The 22,157-nt window shown below is 70.4% G+C and carries 20 protein-coding genes; 10 read left to right on the top strand and 10 right to left on the bottom strand.

Annotated features, from left to right (window positions below):
- Positions 1-89: 89 nt before the first annotated feature.
- Entirely contained in the window at positions 90-860 is a 771-nt protein-coding gene (locus ABIC70_RS17870) for a Bax inhibitor-1/YccA family protein (protein WP_354440380.1), read from the bottom strand.
- A 376-nt stretch (positions 861-1,236) separates the two neighbouring features.
- Positions 1,237-1,824: a PAS domain-containing protein gene (locus ABIC70_RS17865; RefSeq protein ID WP_043355306.1), complete on the bottom strand. Its 588-nt coding sequence runs from the start codon at positions 1,822-1,824 to the stop codon at positions 1,237-1,239.
- Between the two features lie 111 nt (positions 1,825-1,935).
- Here ABIC70_RS17865 and ABIC70_RS17860 point away from each other — a divergent pair, with 111 nt between their 5' ends.
- A complete protein-coding gene (locus tag ABIC70_RS17860) occupies positions 1,936-2,268 on the top strand; it encodes a hypothetical protein (RefSeq protein ID WP_354440378.1) in 333 nt (110 codons plus the stop codon).
- A 35-nt stretch (positions 2,269-2,303) separates the two neighbouring features.
- Positions 2,304-2,783: a hypothetical protein gene (locus ABIC70_RS17855; protein WP_354440376.1), complete on the top strand. Its 480-nt coding sequence runs from the start codon at positions 2,304-2,306 to the stop codon at positions 2,781-2,783.
- Between the two features lie 57 nt (positions 2,784-2,840).
- On the opposite strand, the gene ABIC70_RS17850 is transcribed toward ABIC70_RS17855, so the two are convergent.
- Both ABIC70_RS17850 and ABIC70_RS17845 read right to left on the bottom strand, forming a co-directional pair.
- The gene (locus ABIC70_RS17850; protein ID WP_354440374.1) at positions 2,841-5,417 is read right to left on the bottom strand and encodes an ABC transporter permease; all 2,577 of its coding nucleotides are present in this window, start codon (positions 5,415-5,417) and stop codon (positions 2,841-2,843) included.
- The gene (locus ABIC70_RS17845; RefSeq protein WP_374701379.1) at positions 5,417-6,118 is read right to left on the bottom strand and encodes an ABC transporter ATP-binding protein; all 702 of its coding nucleotides are present in this window, start codon (positions 6,116-6,118) and stop codon (positions 5,417-5,419) included. Before ABIC70_RS17845 ends, ABIC70_RS17850 begins: the two co-directional genes overlap by 1 nt.
- Before the next feature lie 93 nt (positions 6,119-6,211).
- On the opposite strand from ABIC70_RS17845, the gene ABIC70_RS17840 reads away from it, so the two are divergent.
- Together ABIC70_RS17840 and thpR are read left to right on the top strand one after the other, a co-directional pair.
- Complete coding sequence (locus tag ABIC70_RS17840; RefSeq protein WP_442919065.1) at positions 6,212-6,907, top strand: arylesterase; 696 nt, start codon at positions 6,212-6,214, stop codon at positions 6,905-6,907.
- The gene (gene thpR / locus ABIC70_RS17835) at positions 6,907-7,446 is read left to right on the top strand and encodes an RNA 2',3'-cyclic phosphodiesterase (RefSeq protein ID WP_354440372.1); all 540 of its coding nucleotides are present in this window, start codon (positions 6,907-6,909) and stop codon (positions 7,444-7,446) included. Before ABIC70_RS17840 ends, thpR begins: the two co-directional genes overlap by 1 nt.
- A 109-nt stretch (positions 7,447-7,555) precedes the next feature.
- Here the strand turns inward: thpR and coaA are convergent, their stop codons facing one another.
- The 3 genes from coaA to ABIC70_RS17820 form a co-directional block, all read right to left on the bottom strand.
- Positions 7,556-8,545, bottom strand: a complete 990-nt coding sequence (gene coaA, locus ABIC70_RS17830; RefSeq protein WP_354440370.1) for a type I pantothenate kinase — start codon at positions 8,543-8,545, stop codon at positions 7,556-7,558.
- Positions 8,542-8,865, bottom strand: coding sequence for a phosphoribosyl-ATP diphosphatase (locus ABIC70_RS17825; RefSeq protein ID WP_043356782.1), 324 nt, complete (start codon positions 8,863-8,865; stop codon positions 8,542-8,544). Before ABIC70_RS17825 ends, coaA begins: the two co-directional genes overlap by 4 nt.
- 124 nt (positions 8,866-8,989) lie before the next feature.
- Positions 8,990-9,937, bottom strand: coding sequence for an aspartate carbamoyltransferase catalytic subunit (locus ABIC70_RS17820; RefSeq protein ID WP_043356791.1), 948 nt, complete (start codon positions 9,935-9,937; stop codon positions 8,990-8,992).
- A 356-nt stretch (positions 9,938-10,293) separates the two neighbouring features.
- On the opposite strand from ABIC70_RS17820, the gene ABIC70_RS17815 reads away from it, so the two are divergent.
- The 3 genes from ABIC70_RS17815 (at position 10,294) to topA (ending at position 14,988) form a co-directional block, all read left to right on the top strand.
- Positions 10,294-11,154: a cytochrome b/b6 domain-containing protein gene (locus ABIC70_RS17815; protein WP_043387667.1), complete on the top strand. Its 861-nt coding sequence runs from the start codon at positions 10,294-10,296 to the stop codon at positions 11,152-11,154.
- The gene (locus ABIC70_RS17810) at positions 11,151-12,098 is read left to right on the top strand and encodes a molybdopterin-dependent oxidoreductase (RefSeq protein ID WP_043387666.1); all 948 of its coding nucleotides are present in this window, start codon (positions 11,151-11,153) and stop codon (positions 12,096-12,098) included. The genes ABIC70_RS17815 and ABIC70_RS17810 overlap by 4 nt, the downstream gene beginning before the upstream one ends.
- Positions 12,099-12,303: 205 nt before the next feature.
- Complete coding sequence (gene topA, locus ABIC70_RS17805) at positions 12,304-14,988, top strand: type I DNA topoisomerase (protein ID WP_043387664.1); 2,685 nt, start codon at positions 12,304-12,306, stop codon at positions 14,986-14,988.
- Between the two features lie 180 nt (positions 14,989-15,168).
- Here the strand turns inward: topA and ABIC70_RS17800 are convergent, their stop codons facing one another.
- Complete coding sequence (locus ABIC70_RS17800) at positions 15,169-15,357, bottom strand: hypothetical protein (RefSeq protein WP_043349406.1); 189 nt, start codon at positions 15,355-15,357, stop codon at positions 15,169-15,171.
- Positions 15,358-15,716: 359 nt separating this feature from the next.
- Here ABIC70_RS17800 and parE point away from each other — a divergent pair, with 359 nt between their 5' ends.
- Complete coding sequence (gene parE / locus ABIC70_RS17795) at positions 15,717-17,789, top strand: DNA topoisomerase IV subunit B (protein WP_043349421.1); 2,073 nt, start codon at positions 15,717-15,719, stop codon at positions 17,787-17,789.
- Positions 17,790-17,834: 45 nt separating this feature from the next.
- Here the strand turns inward: parE and ABIC70_RS17790 are convergent, their stop codons facing one another.
- Positions 17,835-18,326: a PRC-barrel domain-containing protein gene (locus tag ABIC70_RS17790; RefSeq protein WP_043349409.1), complete on the bottom strand. Its 492-nt coding sequence runs from the start codon at positions 18,324-18,326 to the stop codon at positions 17,835-17,837.
- 226 nt (positions 18,327-18,552) lie between these two features.
- Positions 18,553-19,419, bottom strand: coding sequence for an outer membrane protein (locus tag ABIC70_RS17785; protein WP_043349412.1), 867 nt, complete (start codon positions 19,417-19,419; stop codon positions 18,553-18,555).
- 623 nt (positions 19,420-20,042) lie between these two features.
- Between ABIC70_RS17785 and ABIC70_RS17780 the strand changes: the two genes are divergently transcribed.
- Positions 20,043-20,270 carry a hypothetical protein gene (locus ABIC70_RS17780; RefSeq protein WP_354440366.1) on the top strand — a complete coding sequence of 76 codons (228 nt, stop codon included), beginning with the start codon at positions 20,043-20,045 and terminating at the stop codon, positions 20,268-20,270.
- A gap of 209 nt (positions 20,271-20,479) precedes the next feature.
- Entirely contained in the window at positions 20,480-22,072 is a 1,593-nt protein-coding gene (locus ABIC70_RS17775; RefSeq protein ID WP_043756109.1) for a DEAD/DEAH box helicase, read from the top strand.
- Positions 22,073-22,157: the final 85 nt, after the last annotated feature.

The raw sequence follows: 22,157 nt of genomic DNA, 5'->3' as shown, positions 1-22,157 counted from the left end.
AGCTTAGCGCATCCGGTCGGTGCGGCGAGGCAAAAAGAAACCCCGGCGGTTGCCCGCCGGGGTTTCTGTCAACGGTCGGTTCTTGCGGCTTAGCGGCGGTCGCCGATCAGGCTCAGCAGGAACTGGAACATGTTGATGAAGTCGAGATAGAGGGTCAGGGCGCCGTTCACCGACATCTTGGCCGCCATCTCACCGTCGAAGCCGCCGTAGAGATACATCTCCTTGAGCTTCTGCGTGTCGTAGGCGGTCAGCCCCGCGAAGATCAGCACGCCCAGCAGCGAGATGGCGAACTGGAGGGCCGACGAGGCGAAGAAGATGTTCACCAGCGACGCGAGGATGATGCCGATCAGGCCCATCATCAGGAACGAGCCCATGCCCGAGAGGCTACGCTTCGTGGTGTAGCCCCAGAGGCTGAGCGAGCCGAAGGCCGCCGCCGTGATGAAGAACACCTGGACCACGCTGCCACCGGTGAAGACCAGCAGGAGCGAGGACATCGAGGCGCCCATCACCGCCGCGAAGGCGAAGAACATCGTCCGCGCCGACGAGGCCGACATCCGGTCCATCCGCATGGAGAAGACGAAGATGAACGCCAGCGGGGCGAGCATCAGGACCCACTTCAGCGGGCTGAGATAGAGGGTCTGACCGAACGGGGTCAGGATCGGGCGGGTGCCCTGGTAGGCCGCCACGGAGGCCATGTTCAGGCCGAGCGCGACGAGACCCGAGATGCCAAGCCCGACGACCATGTTGTTGTAGACGCCGAGCATGAAGGTGCGCAGGCCCTGGTCGACTTCGACCTGGGTGCCGGCGTAGCCGGTCGGCTGCTGGGCGCCGTACCGGAAGGGGCTATTCTCGAATGCCATGGGAGTTTCCTTGCGGAGGCTCTCTCAGCGTGGTGTTCGGGCGAGGCCCACGCAGGACCTCTGGCGCCAGGCTGGCGCCTCGGTCAGGAATATGTTGCGCCCGCGTCCTGGACACAAGTCCCCGGCCACGGTTGCGGCCCGGGTTTTCCGTGTCCGGAGGATGTATTTTTGTCCATCCGGGCAGGGATTAAAATGCATTTCCTGCTGCAAACCGTGTCTTTCGACTGACGGTTGCCGGGATGCAGGTGTTTCGATAGCCGTGCGAGCAGTCTTAACGGTTTCCTGATGCCACCCGCGGCGGCGCCCGCGCCGGTTTGTCCGGCGCGGGCCGGCCGCCGCCCGTCCGCAGGGTCCCGGCGGACCGGACGTCCAGGGCTCAGTGCGCGGCCCTGCGGGCGAAGGCGCGGCCCAGGCTCAGCAGCATCAGCTCGGCGGCGACCTGCACCTCGGCCGGCATATCGTCGGTGAGCGTCTCCTTGAGCGCGATCGCCAGGTCGGCCGCGCGCTCCAGCGGGGCGCCCCCCGAAGGAGGCCTGCCCAGGACGTAGCGATCGCCGCCGTCCCGGATCTCCGTGATGTCCATCAGGATCCCGTGCGAGCGGACCGGCTGGCCGGCCGCGTCCCGATGCGTCCGTCCGCGGCTGAGGAGCCATCGCACGGAGCCGTCCGTCTTGAACACGCGGTACTCGGCCAGCACCAGTCCACCGGACCGGACGGCCCGGAGCATGTGGTCCATCAGCCAGGTCATGTCCTGCGGATGCACCGCGGCCAGTGCCATCGGTCCGCTGATCGGGCGATTGGCGAGGTCGGGGGTGCCGGTCAGCAACATGGCCGCGCCCTCATCGTAGACGACACGGCCGCCGACATGGTCCCATTCCCAGGCACCCACGACGCACGAGGCTTCGAGGGCGGCACGGAGACGCTCCGTATCCTCCCCGTAGCCATCGATGACGGTAATGCCCATGACGGTTGGTCCTCTGGTCGGCCGGAGCCCGAACGTCTTTCTCCGTACCAATATATCACACAAATGACAAAGAGTTCACTTGCGGATAAAGTTGCGGTCGGGCACTCCGCGGTGCTGTGGGTCGATTTGCGCCTTCCTGGAGATGTTCGAGGGTCGGTCATGGATGAGAACGGGCTCGAACGTCTGCGCATGATTGCCGGCGCGAAAGCGGACACTGCGTCGTCCCAAGCCCTCATTCGAATCGCGCAGTCCCTCGATCTTCCGATCGAGGCGTTCTACCAGCCGGATCGGTGCGGCCCTGCCACGCGGCCGGCGATCGATTGGGAGACGGAGCGGCTCCTGGCTCTGGTGAAGGTCCATCTCCGCCAGCTCGATCCGGCGGCGCGCCGACGCTTCGGCGAGGCGGTCCTCGGGATGGTCGGCTCGGAACCGGCCGAGGGCTGACGCCGCCGGCGGCAAAGGCTGGAGACCCCGGAAACATGGCGATGCGGGCGACGGCGAAGCCGGACGATTGGAAGCGCCTGCCCTTCGCGGCGATGTCCCCAATCCCCTATCGCGCGGCCTTCGACCCCGCGCAATTCGCGGAGCTGGCGAAGGGGCTGCGTCCGGAGGTGATGGAAGACAAGTGGTTCATCTATCTCGACGGACTCGATCTCTGCTTCCACCGGAGCTGGACCGGCCACGGCGTCTACCGGGTCGGATTTGAGCGGCACGGCGAGACATACCGCGTCGTGTCGGCCCTGTGCGCGGAGCCGATGCTCGCGACGCACGGAGCCGAGTATCAGGCGCGGTGTCTCGATTTCCTGGTCGAGAACCTCCTGCTCGGCGGCTCCAAGCCGTTCCCCCGGCCTGCGGACGTCGCGGAGACCGCGCCCGGGGCGTTCCAGCACGGCTTTTCGGGAAGCGGCTATCGCGAGGTGCCCGTCGTGCGACGGCCCTGGTGGACATTCTGGCGCTGACGGCGGCCCGCCGGGTCTGAGCGCCCGGGCGGTCCTCCCGGGACCGGGAGGCGCTCCTCAGATCTGCCGCAGATACGGCGCCGGCTTCTGCCCCAGGATCCGCCAGGTGCCGGCGAGCCCGAGGAGAATCGCCAGCGCGACGGCGGCCGTCGCCGCCACCAGCGCGCCCGACAGGTCGAGGCGAAAGTCGAGGTGCATGACCTTGGCGACGATCACCCACCCTGCGAGCATCCCGGCCATGAGGCCGAACAGGGCCGTGGTGAGGCCCAGGGCGGCGTATTCGAGGGCGTAGGCGGCGAGTAGCCGCGACCGGCGCGCGCCCAGCACCTTGAGCACGACGGCGTCGTAGAGTCGTGCCCGGTGCCCGGCCGCGATGGCGCCGGCCAGCACGAACAGGCTCGCCAGGACCGCCACGGCGCTCGCCCCGCGGATCGCCAGGACCAGCCGGCCGACGAGGTCGCCGATCGCGTCCAGCGCGTCCTTGACCCGCACGGCGCTCACCGACGGGAAGGTCTTGGCGACGTCGCGCAGGATGTGGTTCTCGGCGGCCGCGTCGGTGCCGCCCGGCAGCGTCAGCGTGGCGAGGTCGGAATGCGGCGCGCCGCGGAAGGTCCCCGGCGAGAACACCATCACGAAGTTGATGCCGAGATTGCGCCACTCCACCCGGCGCAGGTTGAAGATCGTCGCGGTGAGGTCGCGGCCGAGCACGTTCACCGTCACGGTGTCGCCGAGCTTGAGGCCGAGCTGGCGGGCGAGGTCGGCCTCGAAGGAGACCAGCGGCTTGGCGCCCTGCTCGGCGCTCCACCACGCGCCTTCGGTGAGGCTCGAGCCCTCCGGCACCGTGTCGGCGTAGGTGATGCCCCGGTCGCCGTCGAGCACCCAGGCGGCATCCTCCGGGGGCCGGATCTTGCTCGCCGGCACGCCGTTCAGGGCGACGATCCGGCCGCGCATCATCGGCACGTCCTCGATCTTCCCGTTCGGGGCGGCGCGCGCCAGGAACTCGCGGAACTGGGCGGCGTCCCGCGAGGGGATGTCCAGGAAGAAGAGGTTCGGCGCGCGGGCCGGTAGGGTCGCGCTGATCGTCCGGCGGACATTGGCGTCGATCAGGCTGAGCGTCACGAGGAGCGTCACGCCGAGGCCCAGCGACAGGACGATGGCGGGCGTCAGGGCCCCTGGCCGGTGGAGGTTGGCGAGCGCCATCCGGGGCGCGGGCCAGCTTGGATGCGGCAGGCGGCGGGCGAGCGCCATCAGGCCGAGGGCCACCCCGTGCAGCAGGCCGAAGGCGATGGCGGCCGCCGCGATGAAGATCAGCGCCACGCGCCGGTCGAAGGCGGTGACCACCGACAGGCCGACCAGCGCCGCGAGGCTCAGGCCCAACCAGATCCGGTAGCGCCAGCGCGGCCTCACCCGTGCGGGATCGACGGTGTCGCGGAACAGGCCGGAGACCGGCACGTCGTGGGCGCGGCCGAGCGGGGTGATCGCGAAGGCGAAGGCGGTGAGGAGCCCGTAGGCGGCCGCGAGCGCGAGTTCGCCCGGGGCGAGCGTCGGGTTCAGGGGCAGCGGCAGGTCGGCGGAGAACAGCGCGTCGAGGAGGAAGGGCAGGCTCGCGCCGATCGCCAGCCCGATCAGGGTGCCGATCCCGGCGATCAGCATCACCTGCGTCAGGTACAGAGCGACCACCTGCGAGCCGGGCGCGCCGACGCTCTTGAGGGTCGCGATCGAGGCCCGCTTGCGCTCCACGAAGGCGTGGACGGCATTGCCGACGCCGACGCCGCCGACGATCAGCGCGGTGAGCCCGACCAGGGTCAGGAACTGCGTGAAGCGCTCGATGCTCTTGGCGAAGCGCGGGTCGGCGTTGCTGCGCGAGCGGACCTCCCAGCCCGCCTCCGGCGTCGCGGCACGGATCCGGGCCTGCGCGGCGTCGAGATCGGCATCCGGCGTGCCCGGCGGCAGGAGGATCCGGTAGCTCCAGCGGTTGAGGCTGCCGGGCTGGACGAGACCGGTGGCGCGCAGCGTCGGCTCGGAGATCATCAGCCGCGGCCCGAAGCCGATGCCGCCGGCGATCTTGTCGGGCTCGGACACGATGGTGCCGCGGATCGCCACCTTGTGCCCGGCCAGCGCGATCCGGTCCCCGACCTTGACGTCGAGGCGCGTGAGCAGAGCCGGGTCGGCGAGCGCCCCCGGCACCCCGTCCCGTTCGGCCAGCCGGTCGGCGAGGCGGCCCGGCGGGTCGGTGGCGAGGTCGCCCGCCGCCGGGTAGGTGGCCGGGTCGACGGCCTTCAGCTCGACGAGGGCCGCGTCGCCGCTCTCCGCCACCGCCATGGCCCGCAGGGAAGCGACGCTATCGAGCCGGCCTTCCCGCGCCAGGGCCTGCCGCTCGGCGTCGGTGGCCTCGCGGTTGATCAGGTTGTAGGCGAGGTCGCCGCCGAGGATCCGCCGCCCCTCCCGGCCGAGCCCGTCCGAGAGCGAGCGCGAGATCGACGCCACGCCCGCGATCGCCGCGACGCCCAGCGCGATGCAGGCGAGGAACACCGCGAAGCCCGTGAGGCCGGCGCGCAGTTCGCGGAGCGCCAGCCGCAGGATGAGCGGGAGGCGGCGGGGGCCGGGGTCCGGTCGGGTGATCGTGCCGTGCATCAGGCGGTCACCGCTTCCTCGATCCGGCCCGAGCGCAGGCGCACCGTGCGGTCGCACAGGCGGGCGAGGCCGTTGTCGTGGGTGACGAGCACCAGGGTCGCGCCGCGGTCGCGCTTCAGCCGGAACAGGAGATCGACGATCTGCCGGCCGGTGGCCTCGTCGAGGTTGCCGGTGGGCTCGTCGGCGACCAGGATCGCCGGATCCGGGGCGACCGCCCGGGCAATGGCGACGCGCTGCTGCTCGCCCCCCGAGAGCTGCGCCGGGTAATGGTGCAGCCGGTGCCCGAGGCCCACCGCCTCCAGCTCGGCGCGGGCCCGCTCGTGGGCGCCGGGCCGGTCGGCGAGTTCCAGCGGCAGCGCCACGTTCTCCAGCGCCGTCATGGTCGGCACGAGGTGGAAGGCCTGGAACACGATGCCGATGCGCCGGCCCCGGAAGCGGGCGAGCGCGTCCTCGTCGAGGCGGACGAGATCGGTCTCCTCGATGACCACGCCGCCGGAATCGGGCCGCTCCAGCCCGGCCATGACCATCAGAAGCGTCGACTTGCCGGAGCCGGACGGACCGACGAGCCCCACAGCCTCGCCGCGGTCGACGGTGAGCGAGATGCCGCGGAGGATGTGGACCCGGGCGGCGCCGCGGCCGAGGCTGAGATCGATGTTCGACAGCGCGATCGCCGGATCGCGCAGCACCTTGCCTTGGCTCACGGGCGAGCCGATCTGTGGGCGATGACGAGCATGGCGCGCGAGGTCCTCGGTTGGCTGCGAACTTGGCTGCACGGGCCGCGGGGGCACCGCGATATGGGATCCGCATTGGGGCCGCGCCATGACGGCGGCGCTGTGTTCCGGCGCACGGCCCTGTTTGCCGCAGCGCTAGCCGTCCTCATGGTCCCTTTCATGACGGCACCGCAGGCCGCCCCGAACGGCCCGGTCAAGCTCGTCGCCCTGGGTGACAGCCTGACCGCCGGTTACCGGCTGCCCGCCGATGCCGCCTTCCCCACCGTCCTGGAGCGGCTACTCAAGGCCAAGGGCGAGGACGTGACCGTGTCCAATGCCGGCGTCTCCGGCGACACCGCCACCGGTGGCCTCGACCGGGTCGACTGGTCGGTGCCCGATGGGACCGCGGGCGTGATCCTCGAACTCGGCGCCAACGACATGCTCCGCGGCACCGACCCGAAGGTGACCGAGGGGGCGCTGTCGGCGATCATCGAGCGGCTGAAGGCCCGGGGCATCCCGGTCCTGCTGGCCGGCATGCAGGCCGCGCCCAATCTCGGGCCGGACTACAAGGCGCGGTTCGACGCGATCTTTCCGGCCCTCGCCGAGCGCTACGGGCTGACCCTCTACCCGTTCTTCCTCGACGGGATCGTGGGCGACCGGGCGCAGCACCTCGATGACATGATCCACCCGAACCGGCAGGGCGTGGAGACGATCGCGGCGCGCATGCTGCCGACGGTCGATTCGTTCCTGGACCGGATCCGCCAGGCGCCGGTCCGCTGATGCCGCGCCTGTTCACAGGGCTCGCCGTGCCGCCGGCGGTCGCCGACGCCCTCAAGGTCTACCAGGGCGGCCTGCCCGGCGCGCGCTGGATCGAGCCCGGCGACTTTCACGTCACCCTGCGCTTCCTCGGGGATGTCGAGGTCACCGTCGCCGACGATGTCGTGGAGGCGCTGGCCGAGATGCGGGTACGCCAGCCCCTGACGGTGACCCTCGATGGCCTCGGCATCTTCGGCGGCGACAGGCCGCGGGCGCTCTACGCGGCGGTGGTGGCCGACCCGGCGCTGACGGATCTCCAGGCCGAGCAGGAGCGGCTGGTGCGCCGCGCCGGGGTCGAGCCGGAACGGCGGAAGTTCACCCCGCATGTCACCCTGGCCCGGCTGCGCCGCGACGCCACGCCGGAGGCGACGGCGATGTACCTGTCGCAGGTGCCGGTCTTCGCGCCGCTGGCCTTCGCGGTTGATCGGGTGACGCTGTTCTCGGCGCGGGAATCGACCGGGGGTGGGCCGTATGTGGCGGAGGCGGACTTTCCGTTCGCGTGAGGCGGCCGCTTCAGGCCTCCCCTCATCCAGAGGGCTCTGTGGGCCCGGAAGACCTCCTTCGAGGCCCGCTTCGCGGTCACCTCAGGATCAGCTGGAGGGTTGGACCGACCTACAGCCGCCGCAGCGCCACGCTCTCGATCCGGTGGCTCGCGCCCTTGGTGAGGATCAGGCTCGCCCGCTGCCGCGTGGGCACGATGTTCTCGCGCAGGTTCGGCAGGTTGATCGTGGTCCAGAGCCGGTCGGCGATGTCGAGCGCCTCGGTTTCCGGAATCTCGGCGTATTTCCGGAAGTAGGAGCGTGGGTCGCGGAAGGCGGTCTGGCGCAGCTTCATGAAGCGGGTGACGTACCAGCGGTGCAGGTCGTCCTCGTGGCCGTCGAGATAGATCGAGAAGTCGAAGAAGTCGGACACGAACGGGATCGCGGTGCCGTCCCGCGGCAGGCGGGCGGGCTGGAGCACGTTCAGGCCCTCGACGATCAGGATGTCGGGGCTCTCCACCACCCGCTCCTCCCCGGGCACCCGGTCGTAGACGAGGTGCGAGTAGAGCGGCGCGGTCACGCGCTTGTGGCCGGCCTTCACGTCGTGGAGGAAGCGCAGCAGCGCGGCGGTGTCGTAGCTTTCGGGAAAGCCCTTGCGCTCCATCAGGCCGTTGGCGGCGAGTTCGGCGTTGGGCAGCAGGAACCCGTCGGTGGTGACGAGGTCGACCTTCGGCGTGTTGGGCCAGCGCGCCAGCAGGGCGGTCAGGATGCGGGCCGTGGTGGACTTGCCCACCGCCACCGACCCGGCGAGCCCGATGATGTAGGGCGCCTTGGTCTCGCGCTCGGCCATCAGGAAGCGCTGCGTCGCCTTGAACAGCCCCTGCGTCGCCGCGACGTAGAGGGCCAGCAGGCGCGACAGCGGCAGGTAGATCGCCACCACCTCCTCGACCGAGATCGGATCGTTGATCGATTGCAGCCGCTCCAGATCCTCCTGGTTGAGGGTGAGCGGCGTGTCGGCGCGCAGCTGCGCCCATTCATCCCGGCTGAAGCGGCGATAGGGCGAGAGCCGGTCCGACGCGTCGAGGATCGCCTCGACCGAGCCCGGCAGCGCGGCCGCGTTCACGCGTGGCGCCTCGCGGCCTTCTCGGCGATGCCGCTCTGGGCCGTCCGGCGCTCCAGCTCGGCCATCACCGCCTCGAGCTCCACGCCGCCGGCCCGGAGCAGCACGACGAGGTGGTAGAGCACGTCGGCGGCCTCGTTCCTCAGGCCGGTCTTGTCGCCCTGCACGGCCGCGATCGCCGCCTCGACCGCCTCCTCGCCGAGCTTCTTGGCCGCCTTGGCGGGGCCCTCGGACAGGAGCTTGGCCGTGTAGGAGGTGGCCGGATCGGTCCCGGCGCGGCTCGCCACGAGGGCGGCGAGGTCGGCGAGCGTGTAGGCGGTCATGAAGCGATCTGCATGTTGCGCCGGCCCCTTATACGGATCCGGGCCGGATTTCGGCAGGAAACTGCGCCACGACCGCCCTGCGAGCAAGCGGCGCGGGTGAAGGCGGATGGGCTTTGTCCGGGGCTCAGCCGTTCGGGAGATGCCGGGCGAGCGCTTCCAGCACCGCCATGCGCACGGCGACACCCATCTCCACCTGCTCGCGGATCAGCGACTGCGCCCCGTCGGCGACGTCCGAGGCGATCTCGACGCCGCGGTTCATCGGGCCCGGATGCATCACCAGGGCATCGGGCTTGGCGAGCGCCAGCTTCTCGGCGTCGAGGCCGAAATAGCGGAAATACTCCTTCACGGAGGGCACGAACGAACCGTTCATGCGCTCCCGCTGGAGACGCAGCATCATCACGATGTCGCAGCCGACGAGACCCTTGCGCATGTCCGTGAAGGTCTCGACGCCGAAGCGCTCGATGCCGGCGGGCAGCAGCGTCGAGGGCGCGATCAGGCGGACCCGGGCACCCATGGCCTGGAGCAGGATGATGTTGGAGCGCGCCACCCGCGAGTGCAGGACGTCGCCGCAGATCGCCACCTGCAGGCCCTCGATCCGGCCCTTGTTGCGGCGGATGGTGAGCGCGTCGAGGAGCGCCTGGGTCGGGTGCTCGTGGGCGCCGTCGCCCGCGTTGACCACCGCGCAATCGACCTTCCGGGCGAGCAGGTGCACGGCGCCGGCCGATTCGTGGCGGACCACGATGATGTCGGGCCGCATGGCGTTCAGCGTCGCCGCGGTGTCGATCAGGGTCTCGCCCTTCTTCACCGAGGACGAGGCGACCGACATGTTCATCACGTCGGCGCCGAGCCGCTTGCCGGCGAGTTCGAAGGAGGATTGCGTCCGCGTCGAGGGCTCGAAGAACAGGTTGATCTGCGTCCGGCCCCGCAGGGTCGTGCGCTTCTTTTCCACCTGCCGCGAGAGGTCGACGGCGGATTCGGCGGCGTCGAGCAGCCCTTCGATGTCGGGCCGGGTCAGACCCTCGATGCCGAGGAGGTGCCGGTGCGGGAAGGCCGGGGGCGCGGGCGTCGTCATGATGAGGCCCGGGTGTAGGTGCGGCGCGCCGTCCCGGCAAGGCTGTCCGATGCATCCATCGCGCGCATCCATCGCGGTTCAGGCCGGGACGCGTCCTCCGGCGCACAGGGGCTGGCTCGGCGTGAGCTCCCGGCTGGCCCGTCCGCTCGGAAAGGGGACAGGCCGCGCTCCGCCCTCGGCCCCGTGCCTGGAGCCCCCGCAGCCCCTGCAGACCGCCGCCCGCCGGGGAAGCCGGACGGGACCTGCGGCCTTTTTTCCGCCCGATGGTAACCGGTGCTCCTCGCGCCACGTATTGGCCCGAACGGTCGGGGTTCGGACGATCCCCGGCCCAGCGACGCCCAACCGGGACCCGATTCTTGGCCGCCTCCCCTGCTCTCCAAGCCCCCGAGACCGTCGACCGGCAGGGGCGCCGGTGGTTCTACCGCCATCCGCTGGTGATCCGTCTGGCGCACTGGATCAACGCCGCGGTGCTGCTCGTGCTGCTGATGAGCGGCCTCCAGATCTTCAACGCCCACCCCGCGCTCTATTGGGGCGCGGTCTCGACCTTCGACGACCCGGCGCTCGCCATCACGAGCGATCAGGGCCGCGACGGCAAGAGCCGCGGGGTGGTGACGGTCGGCACGCGGACCTTCGACACCACGGGCGTTCTCGGCCTGTCGCGTGAGGGCGGCACGGAGGTGGAGCGGGCCTTCCCGTCCTGGGCGACCCTGCCGGCCGACCAGGACCTCGCCACGGGCCGCCGCTGGCACTTCCTGTTCGCGTGGCTGCTGGTGATCAACGGCGCCGTCTATCTCACCTACGGCCTGTTCAGCGGCCAGCTCCGCCGTCGCCTGATTCCGGACGGGGACCAGATCCGCCACTTCGGGGCTTCCGTGAAGGAGCACCTGCTCCTGCGCTTCCCCGAGGGCACGGAGGCCAAGCGCTACAACGTCATCCAGAAGCTCACCTATCTCGTCCTGGTGCTGGGCCTTTTACCTGCGATGGTGCTCGCGGGACTCGCCATGTCGCCCGGGATGGATGCCGCCTGGCCCTGGCTCACCGAGCTGTTCGGGGGCCGGCAATCGGCGCGCAGCGTCCACTTCATCGCCGCCGGGCTCATCGTGCTGTTCGTGGTGGTCCACGTGCTGCTGGTGCTGGTCTCCGGCCTCGTCAACAACATGCGCGGCATGATCACCGGCTGGTTCAGCCTCGGCCGTGACCGGGAAGGTGCCCGATGATCCTCCACCGCCGCAACCTCCTCACCGCCGGCGCCGGCCTGATGGGCACCGCCCTGCTCGGCGGCTGCGACAGATTCGCCGGATCCGATGCGGGCCGGCAGACCCTCCAGGTCGGCGAGGACGCCAACCAGTACGTCCAGCGCCTGCTGATGTCGCCGACGACCCTGGCCCGGGAATTCCCGGCCGCGATGATCTCGCCCTGGTTCAAGCCGAACGGCACCATCGACCCGCCGGACCGCGCCTACCGGGCCCTCGCGGCCAAGAAGTTCGCCGAGTTCAAGCTCACGGTCGACGGGCTCGTCCAGACGCCGCTGTCGCTGAGCCTCGCGGACCTGCGCGCCCTGCCGTCGCGGACCCAGATCACCCGTCACGATTGCGTGGAGGGCTGGAGCTGCATCGGGCAATGGGCCGGCGTGCCGCTCGCCGAGGTGCTGAAGCGGGCCGGGCTGAAGCCGCAGGCGCGCTACGCGGTGTTCCACTGCGCCGACACGCTGGAATATGCCGGCGGCGGCCTCGAAGGCGGCGACGGCGCCTTCCTGGGGCGCCCCGGGCATCCGGGCGCGGTGCGCGACGCCTACATCCAGCTCGCCGCCGCCGAGGATTGGGGCGGCGCGCCCACCGCCACCGACGCGCCCAAGGACGATTGGGGCCAGGGCAGCCCGGCCGCGGAGCCCGAGGATAAGCGTACGCCGATCCGCTACTACGAGAGCATCGACCTCTACGACGCCTTCAACCCGCAGACGATCCTGGCCTACGACCTCAACGGCAAGCCGCTGCCCGTCTCCAACGGCGCGCCCCTGCGCCTGCGGGTCGAGCGCCAGCTCGGCTACAAGCAGGCCAAGTACGTGATGCGCGTCGAGATGGTGGAATCGCTCAACGGCATCGGCCAGGGCGGCGGTGGCTACTGGGAGGACCGCGGCTACGAATGGTACGCGGGGATCTGAGTTTCGGCGCCGCGCCAGCCGGGGCATGCGCGACGGAGCGGCTCGACCCCACACCGGCGGCACAGCCCGCCATTTGACATCCCGCCGCCCGTGACCCACTTGTCCCCGGCGCGCGGCCCCGGCCCGACGGCGGGCATATGTCCCACGCGAATTACGATCAGAATTCGTCCGTCGCGCTCAGGTCCCGTCAGGGGCAGAGGTCTGAATGAAAGTCGTCGTCGTCGAGTCGCCGGCCAAAGCCAAGACGATCAATAAGTATCTCGGCCGCGACTATGAAGTGATCGCCTCGTTCGGGCACATCCGCGACCTGCCGGCCAAGGACGGCTCCGTGGATCCCGAGCAGGATTTCCACATGGTCTGGGAACTGGCCGACCGCGGGGCGAGCCGGGTCTCCGAGATCGCCAAGGCGGTCAAGGGCGCCGACAAGCTGATTCTGGCTACCGACCCGGATCGCGAGGGCGAGGCGATCTCCTGGCACGTGCTGGAGGCCTTGACCGCCCGCAAGGCGCTCAAGGGCATCCCGGTCGAACGCGTCACCTTCAACGCCATCACCAAGGCCTCGGTCGAGGCGGCGATGCGCAAGCCCCGGGAGATCGACCAGGCCCTGGTCGACGCCTATCTGGCGCGCCGGGCGCTGGACTACCTCGTCGGCTTCAACCTCTCCCCGGTCCTGTGGCGCAAGCTCCCGGGCGCCCGTTCGGCGGGGCGCGTCCAGTCGGTGGCGCTGCGCCTCGTCGTCGAGCGCGAGATGGAGATCGAGCGGTTCAAGCCGCGCGAGTACTGGACGCTCATCGCCACGCTGACGACCGCCGACGGCGCGACCTTCGAGGCCCGCCTCGTCGGCGCCGACGGCAAGCGCATCCAGCGCCTCGACGTCGGCACCGGCGACGAGGCCGCCGCCTTCAAGCGCGACCTCGAACTCGCGACCTTCCAGGTGGCGAGCGTCGAGGCGAAGCCCGCCAAGCGCCACCCGCAGCCGCCCTTCACCACCTCGACCCTGCAGCAGGAGGCCTCGCGCAAGCTCGGGATGGCGCCGGCCCAGACCATGCGGGTCGCCCAGCGTCTCTACGAGGGCGTCGATATCGGCGGCGAGACCGTCGGCATCATCACCTACATGCGGACCGACGGCGTCGATATGGCGCCCGAGGCGATCCAGGACGCCCGCCGGGTCATCGGCAAGGAATTCGGCGACCGCTACGTGCCCGACGTGCCGCGCAAGTACAGCGTCAAGGCCAAGAACGCCCAGGAGGCCCACGAGGCGGTGCGGCCCACCGACATGAGCCGCCTGCCCAAGATGGTCGCGCGCCACCTCGAGCCCGAGCAGGCCCGGCTCTACGATCTCATCTGGACCCGCACCATGGCGAGCCAGATGGAATCGGCCGAGCTGGAGCGGACCACCGTGGATGTCACGGCGAAGGTCGGCCCCCGCCAGATCGACCTGCGCGCCACCGGCCAGGTGGTGAAGTTCGACGGCTTCCTGACCCTCTACCAGGAGGGCAAGGACGACGAGGAGGACGAGGAGAGCCGCCGCCTGCCGCCCATGAAGGCCGGCGACCCGCTCACCCGCGAGCGGATCAGCTCGACCCAGCACTTCACCGAGCCGCCGCCGCGCTATTCCGAGGCGAGCCTCGTGAAGCGCATGGAGGAACTCGGCATCGGCCGCCCGTCGACCTACGCGGCGGTGCTCCAGACGCTGCGCGACCGCGAATACGTCAAGATCGAGAAGAAGCGGCTGCAGCCGGAGGACAAGGGGCGGCTCGTCACGGGCTTCCTGGAGAGCTTCTTCCGGCGCTACGTCGAGTACGATTTCACCGCCGACCTCGAGGAGCAGCTCGACCGCGTCTCCAATGCCGAGATCGACTGGCGGGCGGTGCTGCGCGACTTCTGGCGCGATTTCTCCGCGGCGATCGGCGAGACCAAGGAGCTGCGCGTCACCGACGTGCTGGAGGCGCTGAACGGCCTCCTCGGGCCGCACATCTTCCCCGACAAGGGCGACGGCTCGAACCCGCGCACCTGCACGGTCTGCGGGACCGGACAATTGTCGCTGAAGCTCGGCAAGTTCGGCGCCTTCATCGGCTGCTCGAACTATCCCGAGTGCAAGTACACCCGCCAGCTCTCAGCCTCGGGCGTCGAGGGCGAGGGGGACGGCTCCTCGGCCGAGGGCGGCCAGCCGGGCGTCCGGGTGCTGGGCGACGATCCCGCCACCGGTCTGCCGGTGACGCTGCGCGACGGCCGATTCGGGCCGTTCCTGCAGCTCGGTGAGGCCTCCACCGAGAAGGGGGCGGAGAAGCCGAAGCGTTCCTCCCTGCCGAAGGGGCTGAGTCCCTCGGCGGTCGACCTGCAGAAGGCGCTGGCGCTGCTGGCGCTGCCCCGCGAGGTGGCGCGCCACCCCGAGACCGGCGAGCCGATCCTGGCCAATCTCGGCCGGTTCGGGCCCTACGTGCAGCATGGGAAGACCTACGCCAATCTCGGCAAGGACGACGACGTGCTGGAGATCGGCGGCAACCGCGCCATCGACCTGATCGTCGCCAAGGAGCAGGGCGGCGGCCGCGGCCGTCCGGCTGCCGATCCCGGCCGCCCGCTCGGCACGGACGCGGCGAGCGGGCGCGACCTCGTGGTGAAGGCCGGCAAGTACGGCCCCTACGTCACCGACGGCGAGGTGAACGCCACGCTGCCGAAGACCATGAGCGCCGAGGCGCTGACGCTCGACGAGGGGATCGCCCTGGTCAACGCCAAGCGTGCCTCGGGCGGCGGCAAGCCGGCGAAACGGGGCGCTGTCCGGAAGACCGCGACGCGCGCGGCGAGCGGCGCCAAGCCGGCGGCCAAGAAGACGGCAGCGAAGAAGCCCGCCGCCAAGAAGACCGCGGCCAAGAAGACGGGCGCCGGCTGACGCAGACAGGTCCAGGCGGCCTTCACCCGCTCGCCGGGTGCAAGGCGCGTCAGCCGCGCCGGTCCGTGTCCAGGGCGGGCACGCGGTCCTGCGCTGCTCTCCCGGCAGCGGTGGGGGACAGGGGCAGACCGACGCGGAGAACGGGATGCACGTCCCGGTTTCCGGGTCCGGCCGCCCGGTTCAGACGAGGTAGGTGATGGTTGCCGCGAGCGCCGTCGCGAAGGTCGCCAGCGCGATCGTGGTGGAATTCATGAGCGCCCGGCCGGGCGGCACGCCGGCCGCGTCGTCGTCGCAGCCGAAGGCGGCGCCGGCCGCGTGCTCGAAGCGGATCAACGTGAGGCGGCGGGCCTCGATCGCGGCATCGCTCATGGGCTGCGGCTCCCTGACCACGGTCAAGATTTATCTCCGCCGTCAACGTCGATCGTCCCGGTCTGTTCCGGCGGCGGCCTGCGGAGGTCGAACAGGCTGGTCACGGGAAAGCCTTAACCCATCGTTGTGCAACGTCTTGATGACGGGCCGCCTGGCCCCCTCGGGGGTCGGGGCGGTTCCGGCCCTCGCTCGCGGCGCCGCAGCATGCGATGGTGCGGCCGCGTCGCCTGGGGGCGAACGGTTTTGATGTTTACGTTTTGTTCCGCTATCATGCGGGGATGAAGGCGCATGCTCCACGACCCAAGACCCGTCTGCGCGAATCCGAGCCGGCCGATGCGCCGCGCCCGCGGAGGCCGCGCGTGAGCGATCCGGCCCGCGACCTGTTCGGACCGGGCGGCAAGGCGGCCGCCTCGACAGCCCCCTCTCGCGCGCCGGAGCCGCGACGGCGCCTGGATGCCACGGCCTCCGTGACGGCGCTCGCAGCGGCCGAGCCCGATTCCGGCTACACCGCCTCCGACATCGAGGTGCTGGAGGGGCTGGAGCCGGTCCGGCGCCGCCCCGGCATGTATATCGGCGGCACCGACGAGCGGGCGCTGCACCACCTCTTCGCCGAGGTGATCGACAACTCCATGGACGAGGCGGTGGCCGGCCATGCCAGCTTCATCGAGGTGGAGCTGGAGGAGACCGGTGCCCTCGTGGTCACCGACAACGGCCGCGGCATCCCGGTCGACCCGCATCCGAAATTTCCCGGCAAGTCGGCGCTCGAGGTCATCATGACCACGCTGCATGCCGGCGGTAAGTTCGACTCGAAGGTCTACGAGACCTCGGGCGGCCTGCACGGCGTCGGCATCTCGGTGGTGAACGCGCTCTCCGACCTCCTCGAGGTCGAGGTGGCGCGCAACCAGACCCTGTATCGCCAGACCTTCTCGCGGGGCCACGCGCAGGGCGCGCTGGAGCTGATCGGCCGGGTGCAGAACCGGCGCGGCACCCGGGTCCGCTTCCACCCGGACGCGCAGATCTTCGGCTCGCTGAAATTCGACCCGCGCCGCCTGTTCAAGATGGCGCGTTCGAAGGCCTACCTGTTCGGCGGCGTCGAGATCCGCTGGCGCTGCGCCCCCGCCCTCCTCGAGGGGCTGGAGGGCGTACCTGCGGAAGCCGTGCACCGCTTCCCCGACGGCCTGCGCGACTATCTCGCCCGCGACATCGACGGCAAGGAGCTGGTCACCGACGCGATGTTCTCCGGCAAGATCACCAAGCCGGGCTCGCACGGGTCGCTGGAATGGGCGGTGGCCTGGATGGTCGCCGAGGACGGGTTCTCGCATTCCTACTGCAACACCATCCCGACGCCCGAGGGCGGCACCCACGAGGCCGGCCTGCGGGTCGCCCTGCTCCGGGGCCTGCGCGAGCACGCCGAGCGCGTGAACCAGGCCAAGCGCATGACCGCGGTGACCACCGACGACGTCATGGCGACCTGCGCGTCCATGCTCTCGGTCTTCATCCGCGAGCCCGAGTTCCAGGGCCAGACCAAGGACAAGCTCGCCACCGTGGAGGCCCAGCGCATCGTCGAGACGGCGGTGCGCGACGCCTTCGACCATTGGCTCGCCGCCTCCCCGGCCCAGGCCAACAAGCTGCTCGACTGGGTGATCGACCGGGCCGAGGAGCGCCTGCGCCGCCGCCAGGAGAAAGAGGTCGCCCGCAAGAGCGCCACCCGCAAGCTCCGCCTGCCCGGCAAGCTCGCCGATTGCTCGGCCGCCGGCACCGCCGGCTCGGAGATCTTCATCGTCGAGGGCGATTCGGCCGGCGGCTCCGCCAAGCAGGCCCGCGACCGGGCGACCCAGGCGATCCTGCCCCTGCGCGGCAAGATCCTCAACGTCGCCTCGGCGAGCCGGGACAAGCTCGGCGCCAACCAGCTGATCTCCGACCTCACCCTGGCGCTCGGCTGCGGCACCGGCGCGGCCTTCCGCGAGGCCGACCTGCGCTACGACAAGGTGATCATCATGACGGACGCCGACGTCGACGGCGCCCACATCGCCTCGCTGCTGATCACCTTCTTCTACCGCCAGATGCCCAAGCTCATCGACCGCGGGCATCTCTACCTCGCGATCCCGCCGCTCTACCGGCTGCAGCAGGGCTCCAAGGTGGCCTATGCCCGGGACGACGCCGACCGGGAGCGGATCATCAAGACGGTGTTCAAGGCCGGCAAGGTCGAGATCGGGCGGTTCAAGGGCCTCGGTGAGATGATGCCGGCCCAGCTCAAGGAGACCACCATGGACCCGAAGAAGCGCACGTTGCTGCGCGTCGCGGTCCTGGACGAGGCCCGGGAATCGACCGGCGACACGGTTGAGCGGCTGATGGGCAACAAACCCGAGGCCCGCTTCGCCTTCATCAGCGAGCGCGCGGCCTTCGCCGAGGGGGCCGACCTCGACATCTGAACCGTCGCGCCGACGCGGTTTCCACCGCGCCGGCCGCCCGGACCGTCAGGGCTTGGTAACCGCCTTGGCCGGGTCGAAGGGCTGGGCCGCCGACACCGTGTCGGTGCTCATGTTGAGGACCGCCGAGAACCGCTCGCCTCCCGGCCGCAGCACCAGAGCACCAGGCTCCACGGCGATCACCTTGCTGCCCAGGCCGAGGAAGCCGCCGACATCGATCACAACGGCCTTGAGGGTCCCGCCATCGGTGATCAGCAGGTCGTCGATCTTGCCGACGCTGTCGCCTGCCGCGTTGCGCACCGTCACGCCGATCATCTTGGAGGCCAGGAAGGCCACAGGCTTGAGCCCCTGACGCTTGGCGGCGTCCTCGGCATTCGCCGCCGCCATCAGCCGCCCGACGCCCTGGCCGTCCGTCGAGGTCCCCGGCCCCGTGCCCGGCAGGACCGTATCCTTGCCGATCACGGAGGCATCCTGCGCACGTGCAGGCGCTCCCGCCAGAGCCAGGGCCGCGAGCGACAGGAGAAGGATTCGGCTTCGCATGGCTGATCGCTCCGGTGCGCCCGGACCCGTCGCGGTTCCCGTCCCGGTCCCCGCTCGATCCCCATGAGGCGCCGCGGTCTCAATCGCGGGTGGCACGCGCGGTTCCGGCGCTCCCTGTCGCACCCGACCCGTCCGGCGGCACGACCCTGAAACGCGAAAGGGCCCGGCCTTGCGGCCGGGCCCTTCCGTTGCGCGGAGCCGGTCGAGCCGGCTCCGACGTTCGATCTTAGTACGAGCCGAACTTGTAGTTCAGGCCGGCGCGGACGACGGCGAACTCGGTCTTGGCGGCGGCGCCGTTGAGGTAGGCGGTGCCGTTCGGGGGCAGGAGGTTGCCGTAGAAGACGCCGCCGGCGGAGTTCTTCTGGCGGTCGAGGCTGACGTACAGGCCTTCGACCTTCAGGGTGACGGCCGAGGAGCGGAAGAAGTTCAGGAAGGAGTCGGTGGGCAGGGCGTACTCGACGCCGCCGCCGGCGGCCCAGCCGGTGCGGAAGCTGTCGCGGAAGCGGTTGCCGGAGAAGTTCTGGTCGTCCTGGCCGGATCCGTAGGCGAAGCCGCCGGTGCCGTACACGAGGGTGCGGTCGAAGGCGTAGCCGAGGCGGCCGCGGACGGTGCCGAAGTAGTCGAGGCCGTTGCCGCTGGTGGCGACGAAGGCGGGCGGGTTGGAGAAGGCGACGCCGGGGAAGCCCAGGAAGCTGTAGTTCTGGGTGGCGTTGGCGCGGCGGGCGAAGTCGACGTACTGGGCGTCGGCCTCGAAGCCGATCACCACGCCCGAGCCCGGCGTGAACTGGTAGTTGTAGCCGATCTGGGCGCCGCCCGAGAAGCCGTCGTTGTTGTTGCGGTTATTGACGCTGACGACGCCCGAGGTGCCGGGGGAGTTGATCAGCGAGCCGCCCGGCAGGGCGTAGCTGGTGGTGTTGCGGCTGTTGGCGTCGAAGCCGTAGCCGGCGTTCACACCGACGTAGAAGCCGGTCCAGGTGAACACCGGCACCGGCGTGAACACCGGCGGCGGCGCAGCGCGGCGCGGCAGGTCGGCGGCGGACGCCGTTGCGGTCAAGCCGGCGAGGACGGTGGATGCGAGGAGAAGCTTCTTCATGGTGGTGTCGGTCCTGGGGTTAGCTTGAGCCGGCAGCCTTCTAGGCGCTCTCGGATGGCGGGTCTGTCGCTTTCCTGCAACAAGCATCCTCAGACTAGGGACATCCCGTCAACGAAAGATGAAGACTAACCGACCGTCTCCCAAGCAGCCGGCTCGCTTGCCCGTCGAGACTGTACGCGGACAGCTGAAAAGGCTCGGAAGACTAGCTGTGTTGCGCGACGTGCATATTCGGTCGCGCCTCAACGGGTGCCGTGATAGCGTCCGACGTCTCGCCGGTTGCATGCAGGGCGGCCGTTTTATTCCGGCACAACTTTGGCGAGAGGGTGCGCGCGGTCGTAAGCGATCGGTTAACCGTATCCGCCGATGGTCCGTCGCTGCGGGCGGGCCGACCCTCTCGATCACCCGCGACCGGCTTCCTGCCGGCTCCCGCGTCGCGGCCGGCCGCCTCGCCCGGTGGAGACAGCTGTCCATCCATGCTCAGCCACGACGAACGGAGCCGGAGAACCTTCGGCAGGCGCCGGACTCCGGAGGGGATGGCCGGTCTTCCGGCGAGCGTTCCCGGCCCGGCATCGCATCCTGCGCGGCCGAGGCGGGCCGCCGGGCCCCTGCCCTGGACCCTGCGCATGGCGGGACTCGTCGGGCTCCTCACGGTGGTTGGCGCCTACCAGCTCGCGCGGCTCAGCCGGCCCGATGCGGCACCGATGGCCGCCGCGGTCGCCGCCCTGGCGGGACCGGCCCATCCGGAGATCGCGGATCCGCAGACGACCGGCGCCCTCGCGGCATCGGAATTCGCCCGGTCCACCCGCCTGAATCCCTGCCTCGTGCCCGCATCCGACCGTCTCCGGCCCTGATCGAGGCCCGTTTTGGCGCCCGATCCCCTGTGCGTCGGCGGGCGCCATCACCATTGCGAGATTGACAAGTCGCGCCAGGGCCCTAACTGACATGCGTGATGCGCCCCGCGGCCCCGGGAGCGCCCGATCGCCCCGCGCGAGCCTTTCCCAGCCGTTGCCGCGACGGTGTCCTTCGCGCCGGCCGGGCGCGCAACGGTTCCTGAACGCAGATGCCTTTTTCCGACCTGGGACTGAGTGACAAAGTCCTGAACGCCGTCGAAGCGGCGGGTTATACCGAGCCGACGCCGATCCAGGCCGAGGCCATTCCCCACGTGCTGGCGCGTCGCGACGTCCTCGGCATCGCCCAGACGGGAACCGGCAAGACGGCGGCGTTCACGCTGCCGATGCTGACGCTTCTGGAGAACGGACGCGCCCGGGCCCGGATGCCCCGGACCCTGATCCTGGAACCGACCCGCGAACTGGCGGCCCAGGTGGTCGAGAATTTCGACCGCTACGGCACCAACCACAAGCTCAACGTGGCCCTGATCATCGGCGGCGTGTCTTTCGCCGACCAGGACGCCAAGCTGATGCGCGGCACGGACGTGCTGATCGCGACACCCGGTCGCCTCCTGGACCATTTCGAGCGCGGCAAGCTCCTGCTCACCGGCGTCGAGCTGCTCGTCATCGACGAGGCCGACCGCATGCTCGACATGGGGTTCATCCCCGATATCGAGCGCATCGTGAAGATGGTGCCGTTCACCCGGCAGACCCTGTTCTTCTCCGCGACCATGCCGCCGGAGATCGAGCGGCTGGCGGACATGTTCCTGCACAACCCCCAGCGGGTCGAGGTCGCCCGTCCCGCCTCCACGGCCACGACGATCACCCAGCGCCTGGTCGCAACCGGCGCCGAGGGGCATGCCAAGCGCGAGCGCTTGCGCGACCTGATCCGCGGCGAGGCGGAACTCAAGAACGGGATCATCTTCTGCAACCGCAAGCGCGACGTCGCCCTGCTCCAGAAGTCCCTGGTCAGCCACGGCTTCGACGCCGCCGCCCTCCACGGTGACATGGATCAGCGGGCGCGGACCGCCGCCCTGGACGCGTTCCGCAACGGCGAGACCGCCCTGCTCGTCGCCAGCGACGTGGCAGCGCGCGGCCTCGATATCCCCGCCGTGAGCCACGTCTTCAACTTCGACGTGCCGCATCACCCCGAGGATTACGTCCACCGGATCGGCCGCACCGGCCGTGCGGGCCGGAGCGGCACGGCCTATACGCTGGTCGCCCCCGAGGACACGCGCTCCCTCGGCGCCATCGAGGCGCTGATCGGCCAGCCGATCCCCTGGCTGGACGGCGATCTGTCGACGGTGGCCGAGCCGTCCGGCGACACCGGGACGCGTCACCGCGGCCGGTCGGGCGAGGGCCGCCGCGGCGCGCGCTCCGCGAAGGCCGGCGATAAGGGCGGTGCTGCCCGGGGCGGTCGCGCGAGGAGCGGCGACGCCAGTCGCGGCGACGCCAAGGAGATCCGGAGCGCCGGCGAGGCCGAGGAGGCCCGGGAGGAGCGTCCGCGGGCACGCACCGGTCGCGGTGCGGCGGCCGCGCAGCGTCCGGAGGCACGCCAGGAGAGTCGTCAAGAGAGTCGGCAGGAGGGGCGCCAAGAGGCTCGCCCGGAGAGCCGTGCTGCGGGACGCACGACGGCGCGCGCCGGCGCGGCCGGGCGCGAGGAGCGCGGGCGCCGGAACGATGCGGACGGTGATACGCCCGTCGGTTTGGGTTCCCACGTCCCGGCATTTCTACTTCGACCAGTGTTGGCGAAGAAAGAAAGGTAACAAGGGTCTTTTCGAGCTTAACAGTCCGGCTACCAGACTGCCGTATATCAAGTCAGGGTCGCGGCGCATGCGCGCCGATCGCCCG

It is taken from the genome of Methylobacterium sp. 1973, from assembly GCF_040545035.1.
In the GTDB taxonomy this organism is placed as follows: Bacteria; Pseudomonadota; Alphaproteobacteria; order Rhizobiales; family Beijerinckiaceae; genus Methylobacterium; species Methylobacterium fujisawaense.
Note: the sequence above shows the minus strand (reverse complement) of the source record. Positions and strands in the feature narration are given on the sequence as shown.